Genomic DNA, 17270 nt, shown 5'->3' on the forward strand with positions numbered 1-17270 from the left:
CCGGTGGTCCTTGACCGGACTGCTGTGGTTGTCTCTCGCCACACGGCAGGTCTGGATCCTGGGGGTGGTGGTGGGCCTGCTTGCCATTTCCATGCTCCTGCGGGTTGACCGCTCCCCCATGGTGGTCCTCTACCGGATGACGCTGGGAAAGCTGTTTCCGCCTGCCTCCTTTGAGTTCATGGATGTCGCCGCAATGCGGTTCGCCCACGCCACGGGTGCCATCCTGGGATCCTGTGTGCTGGCGGCGATTCTCCTCCACCCCCGCGCTGGCTGGGTGGCACTCGCCTGTTTCTGCGTCCTCAAGACCATCTCCGCCCTCGGGTTCTGCCCGGCCTCCAAACTCTTCGTCTGCCTAAGGAAGGGCGGATGTTGCGCTTTGACGGGGAACCGGTGCTGACGGGCCACTGGGGGGTCTTCCCCTACCTGCACCTGGGCCCCTGGACGCTGCCCATGTATTCGCTCATGGTGGGCCTTGCCTTCATCGCTGGCGCGACCGTGTACGGCTTTCAGGGAGGCGGGACGCGGGGTGGACCCTCCCTGGCTATCATCACCGCCAGCCTGGCGGGAGGGATCCTGGGTTCCAAGGCTCCATACCTCCTCGCCAATGTTCAATCCTATCTGGCCGGAATTCGAGACCCGGAAATGCTCTTCGCGGGTCGCACCATCCTGGGCGGGTTCCTGGGGGGCATTCTCGCCGTTCGCCTGACCAAGTGGCGCCTGGGGATTCACACCCGGAAGGGCGATGCCTTGGTGCCCGCCCTTGGCCTCGGGCTGGGGATTGGCAGGGTAGGGTGCTTCTTTCGAGGATGCTGCTGCGGGAAGGTCACCAACCTCCCCTGGGGAGTGGATTTTGGTGACGGGCTGGACCGCCATCCCACAGAACTCTATGAATGCGCCTTCGGGTTGCTCTGGTTCCTTTTCACGGTTGCGCGCCCGAAGGGTGAAAAGGGTGCGCTGTTCGATCTCTTCATTGGCAGCTACTTCACATTCCGGTTCTTCCTTGAGTTCATCCGCATTGAGCCCATTTCCATCTGGGGTCTGACCAACTTCCAACTTGTTTGCATTCCGGTGGTCCTTTGGACCGCCTTCAAGCTTTTTCGGAGCCGGCCATGGATAACCTATCCGTGACACCCTCACCTGACCCCAATTTCATTCTGGGGTCCAAGCGGCGTGACCGTGTGGCCGGGATCCTCATCGGGATTGCCTGGTGGGTGGTTGGCGGTCTCTTGATGAGACTCTCCAATGGCGGCCTGTTTCCGTTGCTCCTGATCGCCTTCGTTGGCCACCTCCTCTACATTGGCCGCCGGGTGGATGGCCGGACAATGCTGGTGAGCATCATCTTTTCGACGGCGTTGGTTCCGGTGGTCGTATTCCTAGGCCTTTTCGGGATGTGCGCGTTGAATGGATTCCAGTTCCCAACGTGAACGCCCTGGCTCGTCGGTCCACTGAACCTCTGAGACCACAGCCTTGTTGGAAAAAAGTCAAAGTATGGGGATATGGGCCACCACGGTCGTTTTCGATGGAATCGTCAGCACGGATCGAAGCCGATGGGTCCTCCAGACCACGATCGGGGTCTCTGCCTAACCTTGTCTACTTGACCTCGAGGGCCAGGCTCTCGGAATGGCTGTTGAATTCAGGCGCATACATGCACTGGATGCTGGCGATCCCGGTCTGGTAGCGCCCTCGGAGCTGGACCCTGGTCGAATATTCGAAGACGTAGGTTCCCTTCGGCAGGTAATCGATGAAGAAATGGGTCGCCGTATCCCGGGTGCTCTCGTAATAGGCCAATCCGTCCTGGTACCGGTACCCGCTCAGGACCTCCACGGGTTCGGTGCCGCAGCCGCGCTGATCCTTGAGGTGGACGTATTCCATGTCCCGGTCCGTTCGCAATTCGACCCGCACGACCAGTTCATCTCCGACCGAAAGTTCCCCGGTCACTGGCTTGAGCACCTGGCCTTTGGCTGTGGTGTCCTTGATGAAGAGCGCCTTCTTGATTCTGAGGGGGGTGCCCTCATGGGGCGTGATCTTGGCCATGTCCTCCAGATACTGCCAGTGCGCGCTTCCCCAGCTCACCCCGTCATCGGGCTTCCTGAGGACGATGCGGCCCATCTGCGGCTTGACCTCATCCCGGACGAAGCGCTGCTCGTAGAACCCTGTCCCCGCCTCCACTCCGTTGGGCCGGACGGGACTACCACCGAGGGACACTTCAACCAGGGCATCGCTTCCCAGCTTGGCGGAGCCCCGCAGGAGCAGGGCGTAGATCGCGTCGGCCGTGGCCTTGGTGGTCTTCCAGTCCCGGGTCTGCTTCTGCTTGAGGAGCCAGGCCTGGCAATCCTCCACGGCTTGAGGATCGCGGGCGACTTCGTCGAAGGCTTCGATCATCATGGCCTGGGTTTCGATGGGGGCCCGGTACCACCACCAGGATTGTTCCTGGTCCCTCCAGTACCTGCCGAGTTCCTCGCTGACGAGGCTGCGCTCCTTGATGCTTCGCATGATGTCCTCGGGTGCCGGATCGTCGAGCTTGAGGACCGCCCTGAACCTGGCCAAAGCCAACGCCAGATGGGCCTGGGATTGGCGGTTCGCCAGCTTGAGCCAGTTCCTGCGGGCCTGGCTGAGGTAGAAGTCGACGGCCTCCCGGTGCGACGCCGGGATGGGCCGATCCTTCAGGAAGAAGCTTCTGCCATACAGGTACAGGGCGACAATCGAGTCCGGGACGTACGTGTCGCGATTGCGGATCCGGCGGTAGGCGTCGTCCATCCAGGTATCCAGCGCATCGATCGCGCGGAGGGCAGATCCGACATCGAGGTCGATGCCCAGGTGGCGAAGCCGCCCGAAGCCTGTGACGACATAGAGGGTGATGAAATCACTTCCTCTCCCCCCGGAGAACCACGGCCAGTGTCCATCCGGGAGCTGCATATCCTTGAGCTTCTGGAGCCCGGCGGATGTCTCGGAGTCCAGACGGTTGGCATCGAACAGAAGGCCGATGTTGCGGCGGGCGGTCTTCTCCGCCGTGGCCTCCCGCAACCATGGGGTCTCCTCCAGCATGACCGCCTTGAGATCCTGGTTCTTCTCGAGGGGGCTGTCGAGGGTGACGGTTCCCTTCCATTGTTCGAAGACCTGGCGGATTTTCGAGTTGCTGGCAGCGATGTGGCGGGCCACGGCGTTCGCGTAAAGGCGATTGAAGACCTGTTCACTGCATTCGTAAGGGAATTCCATCAGGTAAGGCAGGGCCATCACCGCATACCAAGCCGGCTGGGACACCATCTGCACGGTCAGGCTCTCCTGGCGCAGGGTCGAGGACTGGCCGGATTCCAGAAGCTTCTTGAACTCGAAGGTCTTTTCCCCCGGGGTCCGGATGGGAAGGGGAAGGGACTCCGTCACCAGGATCCGCCGGCCCAGGACGGGCAGGAAGCCCTCTTCACCGTCGCTCACCAGGGCGGCTGCGCCGACGGCCTTGTAGGTGAGAAATTCGCAGCCGTCGGGGACGCTGATCTTCCAGGCAAAGGTGCGGCTCTCCTTGGCCGGGATCTCGAAGGGTTTCTCGACCCCTTGGGTGTTCCCGAGAAGCTGATTGCGGGGCGCTCCGGTGCGGGCATCCGCGAAATCCAGCCGCACGACGCCGGATTGGACCTCCTCAGAAGGGTTGCTCACCTTGACCGTGAATTCGACGGAATCCCCTTCCCGGAGAAAGCGTGGCGGATTGGGTTGCACCATGAGGTCCTTGCTCGTCACCGATCTTCCGGTGAGGTAGCCGCTCCGCATGTCGCGATCGTGCGCGAAACCGAGGAATTTCCATTCGGTGAGCGTCTCCGGCATGGTGAATTCCAGTTTCGCGATGCCATCGGATCCGAAGAGAAGGTGGGGATGGAAGAAGGCCGTTTCAGCCATGTTCTTTCGGGCAACCACCTTGCTAAGGTCAGCGACGGGAGCCGGAGCCTCCGGCATGGATTGTACCAGTTCCAGGCTAAAGTTGACGGCTGTCATCGTTTCGGTCCGATCCATTACAGGAAGCTCTGCTACCACCTCCACAACGGCACTCCCATCGGCGCCCCGGGTTGCAGGTGCAGGAGGCGGTGGAGGCATGACCGTGCCTTTGGCGCTCCTGAGCCGGTTGCCGTCGAGGAATCCATAACCCCACAGATTCTGGGAGACCGCTCCATCAAAGCTCGGATACCGCCAATTCATGGACCGGGAAGCGAAATTCCATCTGCCGCGGATGGGGCGCAACACGGCGGCACTGTTCTCGAACCTCGAATCCACCCTAAGCCATTCGCGGCGAAAGCCGCTGAAGGCATGGATCCAGTCATGGTGAAGGAACTGGTCCAGTGACGCATCGTACATCGTCGCCGCAAGCTCTGCGGTGGCGTTCCAGGAGTCCGGACCTGAGATCGCGACGGTCCACGTTTCCTTCCGCCCGGGCGTCAACTTCGAGGTGAAATGCTCCCACTTGAGGGCAAGCTCCTTGTCGGACCAAGGCACGTCGACGATCCGCTCGTTGATGTAGGCCCGGTTCTCCCGGACGAAGGTCGTGCGGACCGTGAACCCTCCTCGCATGTCCTTGTCGACCATCTGGCGGATGGTCTCCTGGGTTCGGCCCGGCCGGGTCCAATAGCGCCTCAGGAGCTTCCCCTTGCACTCCAGTTCGACGAAGGCGCGTCCTTCTCCATAGCCGGTGCCCCAGAGGGCCGTGAAGGTCTCGCCGGGTTTGGCGGACCAGGAGGGCGAAGCGAAGTGGTCGGCCAGCTTGAGGGCGTAGTGGCGGGCTCCCGGCTTCACGACCTGGAAGTCCGATCTCGCCGTGACCGGTTTGCCGAACCTGTCGCGGGCCTCAAGGAACGCGCGGTAGATCCCGGCCTTGAGGTTCACGGGAACCTGGAGTTTGCCGCTTCGGTCCGTCTGGACCGCCTGCGAGGAAATGACCTCTCCCGGTTCCCATGTTGCGGGCAGGGAGGGGTCTGCCTCCTCCTTGGGGACGGTAAGGGGGTCCGAATTCCAATACTCCCGAACCGGCTTCAGGGATGGCCGCAGGACTTTGGCCGGTTGCCGGAGGGTACGGATCGTCAAGGTTCCGGCGGCCGCCTGGCCTTCGCCATCATGGGAGGTGGTCCTGAGCAGCACCTCGACGGGGCGGTCTGCCGTCAGCCATTCCGGGGTGGACAGGCTTGCCGCCAGCGCCGCATGGGCCACGTTCACCGTCCGTTCCTCCGAGCGGGTCTCTCCGGATGGATCCGTCACATCCACGTGGATGGTGAACTGGAACACCGGTTCATCCTTTTCCGGTACGGCCGGGTCGGACTTTGCGATGAAGGTGATCCGGAAGCTCCCGTCCCGTTCCGTGATGCCGGTTCCATGGGCGATGGACTGGCTTGAACCGGGACCTCCGACCCCGTAGCGGCCACCCCACCAGCACCAGGGCGGCAGGTGCACGCCACGTTGAACGCGCCATGCGATCCGGGCTCCATCGACCGCGGCTCCCGTGTAGGCGGTCGCTTTGCCGACCACCACCAGCTCGGAGCCGAGCTTGGCGGCATCCTTGGGCGCGGGGAGTTCAACCTGGAATTTAGGGCGCTTGTATTCCTCCACCCGGACAGACGTTGCGCCGGATGGCTCCTCGGCACGTAGGGTCATCCGGCCCATGATCCGGTCCCTGGGGGCCGTGAAGACGCCGCTGAAGGACCCCAGGCCGTTACACAAGAAGGATCTGCGTTCGATTTCCTTCCCGTTGGAATCCTGGAAGACGATGGAGACCTCCCTCCCGGGCAGGGTGCGGTAATCGGCATGGGCCTGGTCGACCTGGAGACAGATGCCCTTGAAGGAAATGGTCTGGCCCGGTCGGTAGATGGAGCGATCCGTGAACAGCACCGTCTGGGGGGTCACCTTTCCGGGTTCCTCCCCGCCGCCGGCGTAGGCATCCGCCACGACCGTCTGGCCATGGTAGGTCGCGACCAGTACGCATGAGGCGTAGGGGGTGTCCGCCATGGGGAGGCTGAAAATCCCATCCAGGTCCGTGGAGACGGTTCCGCTGGGCAGCAGGCCGCCTTGAGTCTGCGTTTTCCGCACAACGACCTTGGCCCCGGCAATGGGGGTGCCAGTGATGGCGTTGAGCACCATCCCTTCACAACCCACTTCAAGCCGGCGGGGCCGGACGACCAGGGCCAGGTCGCTCACCCAGATGGGAGTGGCGCTCACGACATTGTCGACACTTCCGAAGTCCGGGGATGGGCTGGCGAGGATGAAGTAGAATCCGGGCTTGAGACCCGTGGGAGCCTGGAGATGAGCCGTGCGCAGGCGGAAATCGGGGGTGGGTGGCAGCTCCATCTGCCAGGCAAGGGCAGGCTTGCGATCGTTCAAACCCTGATCAACGGCCCATTCATAGTTCAGGCCACCCCACCTGTGAGACCTCAGCCAGGTGTCGAAATCCGCCTCGACGGCCCGGAAATGGACCTTGGCCACGTTCCGGTAGGACACGTCCAGGGTCGGCATGGGCGCGTTCCACACACGTTCCGTAGTTATGGAGATGAATTTCCGCTCGATCTCCTGGATGAGGTTGAAGCAGGAATTCCCTCCGGGCGAGTCGGGGAAGGCACTCAAACCTTGTTGGGCATGGGACCTTGCCTCCGGGAGGGCATTCTCGTCCTTGAGGATCCCGGCCAGGATCGCGAGAGCCCGAGCCGAGACTTCCTGCCCCTTCATCTCCTTCGCCAAGGCGAGCAGGGCCGCCTTGCGGCGCGCGATCTTCCCATCCCCGACTGCGCGATTGCTGCCGAATTCCAGCCGCATGAGATCGACGTCCGCGTATGCGGACCTGTCCCGGTCCTTGGCATGGAAGGTCATCAGGTCCTGAAACAGGCGGATGGCCTTGTAGGTCGGAGAGGACGCATCGCTGGTTTCGGGCCGCCAGGCGAGGAAGGCTTCGGATTGGGAAAAGACTGGGCCTTCGGCTTCCAGTTCAAAGGAATCTTCGGACTTGGCTCCAGCCTGTTCCGCAGCGGTATAGAACGTGAGGGCATCGTGGGCAATGAAATCGAAGAGGGTAGGGCGGTAGCCTTCAGGCACGGTGCCCTTCTCGATCACATCTTCGAAGGTGGAGATGGGGATGGCCTTGAGCGCGTCGCTGGAAGCCAGGGCAAGGGTGAAGTGCCGATCGATCTCCTCGAGGATCCGGCCGAGGTCCCAGGTGTTCAGATCTCCGCCCGAACCGCCTTCCATGCGGGTCCGCCGGATGAATCGCCAGCGGTTCCTCTGGAAGAACTGCCAGTACCAATTGGCCAGGATGCACTCCATCATCGGTTTCATTTCCCCGGGTGCCTTGGCAAGCTCTTCCTGCATCCGGAGGATCTTCTCCTCCGGCTTGTTCCCCTGGATCGTCCCTTCAAGGCCGATGCGCAACCCGATGGCCTTGACGGCCTCGCCATAGGCGCGGTCTTCCATCGCCCCTTTCACGATGGGTTCCAGTTCCGTGACCGCCGTTTCGGGCAGTCCCTTCCCGATGGCGACGTTGACCTTTGTCCATTGGGCGTCACGGGTGCCGGCCACGGCCAATGCGGCGGAACACCCTACGAAGAATAGTTCTCGGAACATTTGGAATCCTTGCCGGGCATGGTGGCTTCGTGAACAAATGGCTGGTTTGCAAAGAGTATGAACCTTTTGCTCCGCCATTTAACCCCTTAATGCAAGGCCCTGTTCTCCCTCTGGTGAACCGCCGCCACGCACCTTGACAAGAGTAAATACTTACTTACATTGGCGGCATGGGCGACCTTGCTTCTCACCTCTCTCCCAAGCGTCTTGAAATCGTGGATGCGGCGTTGCGGATCATTGGCCGGCAGGGGATCGCTTCGCTGACCACGGCGACGCTGGCGGCGGAACTGGGCGAAAGCAGTGGCGCTCCCTTCCGGCATTTCGCGAACCGCGCGGAGATCCTCGAAGCTGTGGCGCTTCGGGTGGAGGAAGTGATCCTCGCAACCGTTCCCGACTGTTCCTGCCTCCCGCTGGAACGGATCCGGCTGCTGTTCAGGGCCCGGGCCCAGGCGGTGGGGAAGCAGGCGGGTATCGCCCGCCTGATGTTCTCGGACTCGTTCACCTTGGCGCTTCCCAAAACCGCGGCCGACCGCTTGAAGCGCCTCGTGAGCCGCACCCGTTTCTTTCTCCTGGAAGCCCTGAACGAGGGGGCGGACGGGGGTGAGATCCGCTCCGACCTTGGCCCGGAAGCGCTCCTGCCCATCGTCATGGGCACCTTGCAGCACCTGGTCTTCGCCGGGTCGCTGGGCCTGCTGAAGATCGGCGACACCGACGCCGTCCTCGACACCCTATTGGTCCTTCTGGAACCCCCGGGTCTGCCCCACGCTCCCTAGGCTTGCGGCGCGGAACTCCCGGGTCGACGGGCGCACTCCAGGCTTTGGGATCCTGGCTGGGCATCGCATGGCAGAAATCCCGGCCCGCCGGCCAGGACGAAACCATGCTAGCAGCTTTGATGTGTGGGGTCCCAAATAAAAAAAGCGCAATAAAATAAGCACTTAATTGAAATCGTCCTTGACTAGAGTAAACGTTTACTTACATTGATCCTGAAGGGGGAACCCCCTGGCTCCCCTCCTTCATCCCGATTCAATTCCCTCAACCTTCAGGAGGTCCCCATGCCGTCCGCCGTCTCCCTTCCGGAACTGCTTCCGATGCCCGTTGGCCAGAAAGCCCAATTGCCGCTCCTCGACGTGAAGGATGATACGAAGGTCGTGGTGGTGGCCATTCCCGGAGGCCTCGAAATCCCGGCTCACCAGGTTCCCTACCCGGCCACGGTGCTGCTCCTTTCCGGGTCCATCGACGTGATGCTGGGGGAGACCTGGACGCCCCTGGCGCCCGGGGGACTCGTGGCCGTGGAGGCGGGCCTGCGCCATGCCATCCGGGCGAGTGAATCCTCCTATTTCATCGTCACCCACCTGCGTGGTCTGGGCGCCCGGGCTGCGGCTTCACATTAGCTGCCCCGCCGTTCCCCGGGGCCCGGCCCAGGGGTGGAGCCAAAATGAGCGACCCTTTTCTTTCTCCTTTGACTGAGCTCTTCGGGCCCAATGCGGGGTACGCATACGAGAAACTCATCCAATTCCGCCTGGATCCCACCTCGCTGGATGAAGGCTGGCGCCGGGTCTTCCAGGGCCTGCGGGACCCTGGACCCGGGTCGGCCCCGCCCGGTCCCGCGCCCAGGATGCCGGCCCCGGAGCCCCGTCCCGGGGAAGAAGCCTTGCCCATCACGGGCCAGGCGGCCGCGATCGTGCGCAACATGGAAGCCTCGCTCGGGATTCCCACCGCCACCTCCACCCGGGTGATCCCCGTCAACGTGATGGAGGAGAACAGGCGCATCCTCAACCAGCACCGGGAAGTCATGGGGCGGGGGAAAATCTCCTTCACCCATCTGGTGGCCTGGGCGATCGTTCGCGCCCTGGAAAAGCACCCCGGCATGAACGATGCCTTTGGCGAAGTGGACGGCCGTCCGATGCGGGTGCGCAAGGCCGGCATCAACCTCGGCATCGCGGTCGACGTCACCCGTGAGCAGGGGAACCATTCCCTGCTGGTCCCCAATATCAAGGATTCCGGGAAGCTCGATTTCGTCGGCTTCGTCAGCGCCTTCGACAGTCTGGTCGGCAAAGCCAGGAAGGGCGCCCTCGAACCGGACGCCTTCTTCGGCACCACCCTGACGCTCACCAACCCCGGGACCCTGGGCACCACGTCCTCGATCCCGCGCCTGATGAAGGGACAGGGCGCCATCATCGCCACGGGAGCCATGGGCCACCCGGCGGAAATGTCGGCCATGCCCGATGCCTCCCTGGCGGCCCTGGGCATGGCCCATGTGATGACCGTTTCCTCCACCTACGATCACCGGGTCATCCAAGGCGCGGAATCGGGCGCCTTCCTGGCGACGCTCGAAGGGTTGCTTCTGGGCGGGGATGGCTTTTACCAGAGGATCTTCTCGGATCTCGAGGTGCCCCACCATCCCACCGCCTGGGCCCGGGACACCAGCCCACCGCCTTTCGACGCAGGGCGCGGTTCCTTCAGCGTGAAACAGGCGCGAATCCTGTCCCTCATCAACTTCTACCGGGTCCGTGGGCACCTGGTGGCCAACCTGGACCCCCTCTTCACCGGACCCGCCCGCAGCCATGCCGAACTGGATCCGGCGTCCTTCGGCTACACCCTCTGGGACCTGGACCGGACCTTCCTCACCAACGGCCTGGGTGGAACCGAGGAGGCCACCCTTCGGCAGATCCTCGAAGTCCTGCGGCAGACCTATTGCGGGAAGATCGGTGCCGAGTTCATGCACATCCAGGATCCGGAGCAGAAGCGCTGGCTCATGGAGCGCATGGAAACGACCCGGAACCGGGCGGAGCTCACCCCGGATGCGCGCAAGCGGATCCTCGGCAAGCTGGTGGAAGCCGAGGTTTTCGAGAAGACCCTCCACACGCGGTACATGGGGCACAAACGGTTTTCCCTGGAAGGGGCCGAAGCGGTCATCCCGCTCCTGGACCGCATGCTGGACCGGGCCTCCGAAGCAGGCGTCCAGGAGGCGTTCCTGGGCATGTCCCACCGGGGCCGCCTGACGGTGTTGGCCTGCACGGTGGGCAAGCCCATGGCCAGGATCTTCGCCGAGTTCGAGGACGCGCTGGAGCCGGGCTTCACCCAGGGGTCCGGGGATGTGAAGTACCACCTGGGCGCCACGGGTGTCCACAAGGCCAAGGGGGGGCGGAGCCTCCGGCTGACCCTGGCCCCCAATCCCAGCCACCTGGAAGCCGTGGACCCGGTGGTGGAAGGGATGGTCCTGGCCCGCCAGCGTCTGCTGGGCGACCTTGGCCATGACCAGGTCCTTCCGGTGCTCCTGCACGGGGATGCGGCCTTCGCGGGGCAGGGGGTGGTGGCTGAAACGCTCAACATGTCCCAGCTCCACGGCTACCACACCGGCGGGACCCTCCACGTGGTGGTCAACAACCAGATCGGCTTCACCGCCAATCCTGGGGAGACCCGGTCGTCGACCTACTGCACGGACGTCGCCAAGGGCATCCAGGCGCCCATCTTCCACGTGAACGGGGACGACCCCGAGGCGGTGGCCCAGGTCGTGGACCTGGCCGTGGACTACCGGCAGCGGTTCCACCGGGACGTTGTCGTCGACCTGGTCTGCTACCGCCGGTATGGCCATAACGAAGGGGACGAACCGAGCTACACCCAGCCCCTCTTGTACCGGAAGATCAAGGAGCACCCGGCGGTCGCCCATCTCTTCGGGGACCAGCTCCTCCGGGACGGCATCCTGGCACCGGAGGAACGGGAGGCGCTCTGGACGGCGACCCGCGAGAGGCTGTTGCAGGACAGCCCGCCATCGCATCAGGCCGCCCCCGCCGAAGCGCCCCCTTCCCGGTCAGGCCCGCCCCGCGAAGCGGACCCGGGCGACCGCCTTTCGGCCGTCGTCAGGGCGGTGTCCACCGTCCCGGAGGACTTCGCCCTCCACCCGAAGCTTCAGCCCCTGCTGCGGCGGCGGTCCGCCTATCTGGAGGGGGGACCCACCATCGATTGGGCGGGGGCGGAGCTCCTGGCCTTCGGGGCGTGCCTGCTGGAAGGCATCCCGGTGCGCCTGGCGGGGCAGGACTCCGGCCGGGGCACCTTCAGCCAGCGACACGCGGTCCTCGCGGATGTCCACACGGGCCTGGAACGGGTCCCCCTGAACACCCTCGCGCCCGGGCAGGCGCCCTTCGAGGTGGTGGACAGCCTCCTTTCCGAGAACGCCGCCATGGCCTTCGAATACGGCTATTCCGTCGCCGATCCCGCCGCCCTGGTGCTGTGGGAGGCCCAGTTCGGCGACTTCGCCAACGGGGCCCAGGTCGTCATCGACCAGTTCCTTTCGGGTTCGGAGCAGAAATGGAACCAGACCAGTGGCCTGGTGCTCCTTCTCCCCCACGGCCAGGAAGGCCAGGGCCCCGAACATTCCTCCGCCCGTCTGGAACGCTTCCTCTCCCTATGCGCGGAGGACAATATCCGGGTAGCCAATCCCACGACGCCGGCCCAGTACTACCACCTCCTGCTCCGCCAGGCCCGGGACACGACCCGGAGACCCCTGGTCATCATGAGTCCCAAGAGCCTCCTGAGGCACCCCCAGGCCGTCTCGTCCCTGGAGGATCTTGTGGATGGCGCCTTCAGGCCCGTGCTCGAGGATGTGAAGGGCGATCGGTCCGCGGTCCGCCGCGTGCTCGTGGCCAACGGCAAGGTGGCGTACGACCTCCTGTCGGCCAGGGAGGAGCGGCAGGCTTCCCAGGTGGCCATCCTGCGCCTGGAGCAGTTGTATCCATTCCCGGGTGCCGCCCTGGGAAGGGCGCTGGCCGCCTACCCTCCGGAGGCCGAGGTTGTCTTCATCCAGGAGGAGCCCCGGAACATGGGAGCGTGGCGCTTCGTGCGGGAGCAGTTCCTGGATGGCCAGGTGGGCGGTGTCCAGCGCCCCCTGCGCTACCTCGGCCGTCGGGAACTCGCCAGCACGGCCCCGGGTTCCCACCGGGTCTTCAAGCAGGAACAGGAGGCCCTGGTGGCGGAGGCCCTTGAACCCCGTTCGACCCTTCAGGAGCTTCCCCATGACTGAGACCGTCGTACCGATTGACGCAACCCGTGGCGGCCCGCGTGTGGTCGTGGTGGGGGCCGGCTTTGGAGGCCTCGAGGCGGCCAAGGCCCTGGCCAAGGCCCCGGTCCGGCTGACGGTGGTCGACCAGCGCAACCACCATCTCTTCCAGCCGCTCCTGTACCAGGTGGCGTCCGCGACCCTGTCGCCGGCCGACATCGCCGCACCCATCCGCCAGATCCTGAAACGGCAGCCCAACACCGAGGTCCTGTTGGCCGAGGTGGGGGCCGTGGACCTGGAGGCCCGGAAGGTGTCCTTCCAGGACGGCGGCGAGCTCGACTACGACTTCCTCGTGCTGGCCACAGGCTCGGGCCATTCCTATTTCGGCAAGGACGCCTGGGCCCAGCATGCGCCGGGGCTGAAAACCCTGGAGGACGCCTGCGAGATCCGCCGGCGGTTCCTCCTCACCTTCGAGCAGGCTGAGCGCGAGCCCGATCCGGAACGTCGCCGGGCGCTCCTCACCTATGTGGTCGTGGGGGGCGGCGCCACCGGGGTGGAACTGGCGGGCACCTTGAAGGGGATCGCATCCCGGACCTTGCCCCGGGAGTTCCGTCATTTCCGCACCGGAGAGGCCCGGGTCATTCTCGTGGAGGCGGGTCCCCGCCTCCTGACGGCCTTCTGCGAGGACCTCGCGGCCAAGGCCGAGGCGGCCTTGACCCGCCTGGGGGTGGAGGTGCGCCTGGGCCAGTCGGTGGCCGGAGTGGACGCCGAGGGCGTGGACCTGGGAGGCGAACGGATCCCCGCCCGGACGGTGCTGTGGGCCGCGGGCGTGGCGGCCTCGGGCCTGGGGCGCACCCTTGGGGTGCCCCTGGACCGGGCGGGCAGGGTCCTCGTGGAGCCGGACCTCTCCGTGCCCGGGCATCCGGAGGTCTTCGTCATCGGGGATCTGGCTTCGTTCTCCCATGGGTTGGAGCGGCCTTTGCCGGGCGTGGCGCCGGTGGCGGTCCAGCAGGGCAGGGCGGCGGCCCGGAGCATCCTGGCCACCTTGGCCGGCCAGGGCCGCGAGAACTTCCGGTACCGCGACCGGGGCAGCATGGCCACCATCGGCCGGGGCTCCGCCGTGGCCCGAATGGGGCCCTACTGCTTCAGCGGCTACCTGGCCTGGCTTGCCTGGCTGTTCGTCCATCTTCTCCAATTGGTGGGCTTCCAGAACCGGGTTGCGGTTCTCCTGAACTGGTTCGGGGCGTACCTTACAACCCAGCGGAGAGCGCGGCTGATCCTGAAGCCATGCCCCCGCCCCGCCAATGGGGGCCCGTCATGAAACCAGATCCCTTCCATGCCCTGCGGGACCTCGCCATTCCCGGCGGAGAGCCCCGACGGTTCTATTCCCTGCCCGCGCTTGAGGAGGCAGGCCTTGGCCCCGTTTCGCGGCTGCCTGTGTCGCTCCGCATCGTGCTGGAATCCGTCCTTCGGCATTTCGACAACGAAGGGGTCACCGAAGAGCCGATCCGTCGGATCGCCGCCTGGGCGCCCCAGGCGGCCCGCCTGGAGGAGATCCCCTTCTTCGTGGCCCGCGTCCTGCTTCAGGATTTCACGGGCGTGCCCCTCCTTTGTGATCTTGCCGCCATGCGCAGTGCGGCCCACCGCCTGGGGGCCGATCCGGGGGCGATCGAGCCGCAGGTGCCGGTGCACCTGGTGGTGGACCACTCCGTCCAGGTGGATGTCTTCAATTCCGCCGGGGCGCTCCAGGCCAATATGGAATGGGAAGCCCGGCGCAACGCGGAACGTTACCGGTTCATCAAATGGGGCAAGCAGGTTTTCGAAACCTTCAAGGTGGTGCCCCCCGGGAAGGGCATCTGCCACCAGATCAATCTCGAGCATCTGTCCCGTGGCGTCTGGCTGAAGGACGGCGTCCTCTACCCTGACACCCTGGTGGGCACCGATTCCCACACAACCATGATCAACGGGCTTGGCGTGGTGGGCTGGGGCGTGGGCGGCATCGAGGCGGAGGCGGCCATGCTCGGCCAGCCCGTATATCTGCTGATGCCGGATGTCGTCGGGGTGCACCTCCACGGGCGGCTGGCAGCGGGGGTCACCTCCACCGACCTCGTGCTGGCCATGACCGAGCGCTTGCGCCACGGGGGCGTGGTGGGGGCCTTCGTCGAATTCTTCGGGGAGGGCGCGGCCTCGCTGACGGTGCCGGACCGGGCGACCCTGGGCAACATGGCGCCCGAATATGGGGCCACCCTGGGGTATTTCCCGGTGGACGAGCAGACCCTCCGCTACCTCAGGGCAACGGGCCGCAGCGCGGCTGACGTGGCGGTCTGCGAGGCCTATTACCGGGCCCAGGGGCTCTTCGGCATGCCCAGGCCCGGCGACCTCGACTACAGCCGGGTGATCGAGGTCGACCTCGGCAGCATCACCCCTTCCGTGGCCGGCCCCAAGCGTCCGCAGGACCGCATCGACCTGGCGGACCTCAAGCGCAGGTTCACGTCCCTGCTGATCAAACCTGTTTCGGAAGGCGGGTATGGCATCCCGGAGGAAGGCCTCGCGAGGCGCCATTCCCTGCTGCAACTCCCCGCCCCCGATCCGGCCTTGGACCGCTCCGTGGCCCTGGGGCACGGCGACGTGCTGATCGCCGCCCTCACGTCCTGCACCAACACCTCCAACCCGGGCGTGATGCTCGCCGCCGGCCTGCTGGCCAAAAAGGCCGTGGAACGGGGACTCTCGGTCCGGCCGCACATCAAGACCTCCCTGGCCCCCGGTTCGAGGGTCGTCACCGATTACCTGGCCCGGGCGGGCCTGCTGCCCTATCTGGAGCAACTGGGTTTCGGGGTCGTTGGCTATGGCTGCACGACCTGCATCGGCAATTCCGGCCCGCTGGAGCCTCGCCTGGAGGAGACGCTCACGCGGCAGGGGATTGTCGGTGCGGCGGTGCTGTCCGGGAACCGGAATTTCGAGGCGCGCATCCATGTGAGCCTCAAGGCCAACTTCCTCATGAGCCCACCCCTGGTCGTCGCCTTCGCCCTCGCCGGCCGGGTGGATATCGATCTCACCCAGGAGCCCCTCGGCCACGGCAGGGACGGGCGGCCGGTCTATCTCCGTGAGCTCTGGCCCAGCCCGCGGGAAATCCAGGATCTGATGGGATTCGCAGCCGACCCGGAGGCCTATCGAACGCTCTACGCCGACCTGGAGCAGGGCGACAGTCTGTGGCAAAGCCTTCCCGTCGAAGGCGGGCAACGCTACGGCTGGCCGAACTCCACCTACATCGCGGAGCCGCCGTTCTTCGGCGGGTTCACCCGGGAGCCGGGCCCAACCTCCGGTGTGCGCGGGGCCCGGGCGCTGGCCCTGTTCGGGGATTCGGTCACCACGGACCACATCAGCCCGGCGGGAGCCATCCAGCCGTCCTCCCCCGCGGGGGTCTACCTACAGGGTCACGGGGTGGCCCCGGCGGACTTCAACAGCTACGGGTCCCGGCGGGGCAACCATGAGGTGATGGTCCGCGGCACCTTCGCCAATGTCCGCATCAAGAACCTGATGCTGCCGCCCCTGCCGGACGGCGGCCAGGCCGAGGGTGGCCTCACCCTGCTCCAGCCCGGCGGACAAGTCATGCCCATCTTTGATGCCGCCATGATTTACCAGGAACTGAACACGCCAACGATCATCTTCGCGGGCGAAGAATACGGCACGGGCTCCAGCCGGGACTGGGCGGCCAAGGGCACCCGGCTGCTCGGGGTGAAGGCCGTGATCGCCCGCAGTTTCGAGCGCATCCACCGCTCCAACCTGGTGGGGATGGGCGTACTGCCCCTGCAGTTCCAGGATGGGGACAGCCTTGGGACCCTGGGCATCCGGGGCGACGAGGTCTTCGATCTCCTGGGCCTGGAAAAGGGCCTCGAACCGCGGCAGGAGGTGACCCTGGAGGTGACGCGCAAGGATGGGAGCACCCAACGGGTCTCCCTCCGCTTGCGGATCGACTCGCCCATCGAGGCGAGCTATTACCTCCATGGGGGAATCCTGCCCTATGTCCTGCGCTCCCTGGTGGCGGGTCGCATGGAGCGTTAGGTTGGGCCCAAACCGTTCGACCCCACCGCCGTGTCATTGGATAGGGTCGCACTGCACTTCACGTGGAGGCCCCAGAAAGGGTCAGGAAAGATCTGACCATGAATTCCGGGACGTATTCCCCCCGGAGAACACCATGACGCTGCGCAGCATAGCAACCCCCCTGACCATCGGAAGCTTCGTGGTGGTGACCTTCTCGGGCCTTTGCCTCCTCTTCCATGTCCGGGGCCTCGTGAACCCCATCCACCAGTGGTCAAGCATCCTCTTCGTGATCGGGAGCATCCTCCATGGCGCGATCAACTGGAGGCCGACCCTCAATCACCTGAGTAAGCCGGCCGTGGCGGGGTTCACGTTGCTCTGTTGCCTTGTGGCCGGGGTGGGGCTCCTGCCGGCGGGGGACAGGGGTGGTAACCCCCATCGGGTCGCGGGGCAGACGATGGGAGTGTTGTTGGAACTGGATCTCCACACGCTGGCAGGAATCACCCACCAAACGGAGGAGGATCTGAAGGCGAAACTTCGTGCCCAGGGTTTCACGTTTGGGGAAAATGCCACCGTGCGTCAGATCGCCCAGGCCAGTCATCGGGATCCCATCCTCGTCCTGGACCTGGTCTTCCCCCACAACGGCTGAGGGGAAGAC

10 protein-coding genes are annotated in these 17270 nt (G+C 65.0%); 9 read left to right on the forward strand and 1 reads right to left on the reverse strand.

Annotation, left to right across the window (positions count from 1 at the left end; translation table 11 throughout):
• Positions 1-10 precede the first annotated feature (10 nt).
• The 3 genes from ACZ5LB_RS03960 to ACZ5LB_RS03970 are packed head-to-tail and all read left to right on the forward strand — an operon-like array spanning position 11 to position 1424.
• Positions 11-397: a DUF4395 family protein gene (locus ACZ5LB_RS03960; protein ID WP_464604823.1), complete on the forward strand. Its 387-nt coding sequence runs from the start codon at positions 11-13 to the stop codon at positions 395-397.
• Complete coding sequence (locus ACZ5LB_RS03965; protein ID WP_464604824.1) at positions 367-1128, forward strand: prolipoprotein diacylglyceryl transferase; 762 nt, start codon at positions 367-369, stop codon at positions 1126-1128. Before ACZ5LB_RS03960 ends, ACZ5LB_RS03965 begins: the two co-directional genes overlap by 31 nt.
• Positions 1110-1424 (forward strand): hypothetical protein, encoded by a 315-nt coding sequence (locus tag ACZ5LB_RS03970; protein ID WP_464604825.1) that lies wholly within the window; start codon positions 1110-1112, stop codon positions 1422-1424. Before ACZ5LB_RS03965 ends, ACZ5LB_RS03970 begins: the two co-directional genes overlap by 19 nt.
• A gap of 166 nt (positions 1425-1590) precedes the next feature.
• On the opposite strand, the gene ACZ5LB_RS03975 is transcribed toward ACZ5LB_RS03970, so the two are convergent.
• A complete protein-coding gene (locus tag ACZ5LB_RS03975; protein ID WP_464604826.1) occupies positions 1591-7581 on the reverse strand; it encodes an alpha-2-macroglobulin family protein in 5991 nt (1996 codons plus the stop codon).
• 167 nt (positions 7582-7748) lie between these two features.
• On the opposite strand from ACZ5LB_RS03975, the gene ACZ5LB_RS03980 reads away from it, so the two are divergent.
• The 6 genes from ACZ5LB_RS03980 (at position 7749) to ACZ5LB_RS04005 (ending at position 17261) form a co-directional block, all read left to right on the forward strand.
• The gene (locus ACZ5LB_RS03980; RefSeq protein WP_464604827.1) at positions 7749-8351 is read left to right on the forward strand and encodes a TetR/AcrR family transcriptional regulator; all 603 of its coding nucleotides are present in this window, start codon (positions 7749-7751) and stop codon (positions 8349-8351) included.
• Between the two features lie 279 nt (positions 8352-8630).
• Positions 8631-8969, forward strand: coding sequence for a cupin domain-containing protein (locus ACZ5LB_RS03985; protein ID WP_464604828.1), 339 nt, complete (start codon positions 8631-8633; stop codon positions 8967-8969).
• A 44-nt stretch (positions 8970-9013) separates the two neighbouring features.
• Positions 9014-12598, forward strand: coding sequence for a multifunctional oxoglutarate decarboxylase/oxoglutarate dehydrogenase thiamine pyrophosphate-binding subunit/dihydrolipoyllysine-residue succinyltransferase subunit (locus tag ACZ5LB_RS03990; RefSeq protein ID WP_464604829.1), 3585 nt, complete (start codon positions 9014-9016; stop codon positions 12596-12598).
• Entirely contained in the window at positions 12591-13895 is a 1305-nt protein-coding gene (locus ACZ5LB_RS03995; protein ID WP_464604830.1) for an NAD(P)/FAD-dependent oxidoreductase, read from the forward strand. Before ACZ5LB_RS03990 ends, ACZ5LB_RS03995 begins: the two co-directional genes overlap by 8 nt.
• Positions 13892-16636: an aconitate hydratase AcnA gene (acnA, locus tag ACZ5LB_RS04000; protein ID WP_464604831.1), complete on the forward strand. Its 2745-nt coding sequence runs from the start codon at positions 13892-13894 to the stop codon at positions 16634-16636. Before ACZ5LB_RS03995 ends, acnA begins: the two co-directional genes overlap by 4 nt.
• A gap of 133 nt (positions 16637-16769) precedes the next feature.
• Positions 16770-17261: a DUF4405 domain-containing protein gene (locus tag ACZ5LB_RS04005; protein ID WP_464604832.1), complete on the forward strand. Its 492-nt coding sequence runs from the start codon at positions 16770-16772 to the stop codon at positions 17259-17261.
• Positions 17262-17270: the final 9 nt, after the last annotated feature.

It is taken from the genome of Mesoterricola sp. MK458 (assembly GCF_055384935.1).

Coding starts and splice junctions, on each gene's coding strand:
- ACZ5LB_RS03965 (WP_464604824.1), top strand. CDS start 367: ATGTTGCGCTTTGACGGGGAACCGGTGCTGACGGGCCACTGGGGGGTC.
- ACZ5LB_RS03970 (WP_464604825.1), top strand. CDS start 1,110: ATGGATAACCTATCCGTGACACCCTCACCTGACCCCAATTTCATTCTG.
- ACZ5LB_RS03975 (WP_464604826.1), bottom strand. CDS start 7,581: ATGTTCCGAGAACTATTCTTCGTAGGGTGTTCCGCCGCATTGGCCGTG.
- ACZ5LB_RS03980 (WP_464604827.1), top strand. CDS start 7,749: ATGGGCGACCTTGCTTCTCACCTCTCTCCCAAGCGTCTTGAAATCGTG.
- ACZ5LB_RS03985 (WP_464604828.1), top strand. CDS start 8,631: ATGCCGTCCGCCGTCTCCCTTCCGGAACTGCTTCCGATGCCCGTTGGC.
- ACZ5LB_RS03990 (WP_464604829.1), top strand. CDS start 9,014: ATGAGCGACCCTTTTCTTTCTCCTTTGACTGAGCTCTTCGGGCCCAAT.
- ACZ5LB_RS03995 (WP_464604830.1), top strand. CDS start 12,591: ATGACTGAGACCGTCGTACCGATTGACGCAACCCGTGGCGGCCCGCGT.
- acnA (WP_464604831.1), top strand. CDS start 13,892: ATGAAACCAGATCCCTTCCATGCCCTGCGGGACCTCGCCATTCCCGGC.
- ACZ5LB_RS04005 (WP_464604832.1), top strand. CDS start 16,770: ATGACGCTGCGCAGCATAGCAACCCCCCTGACCATCGGAAGCTTCGTG.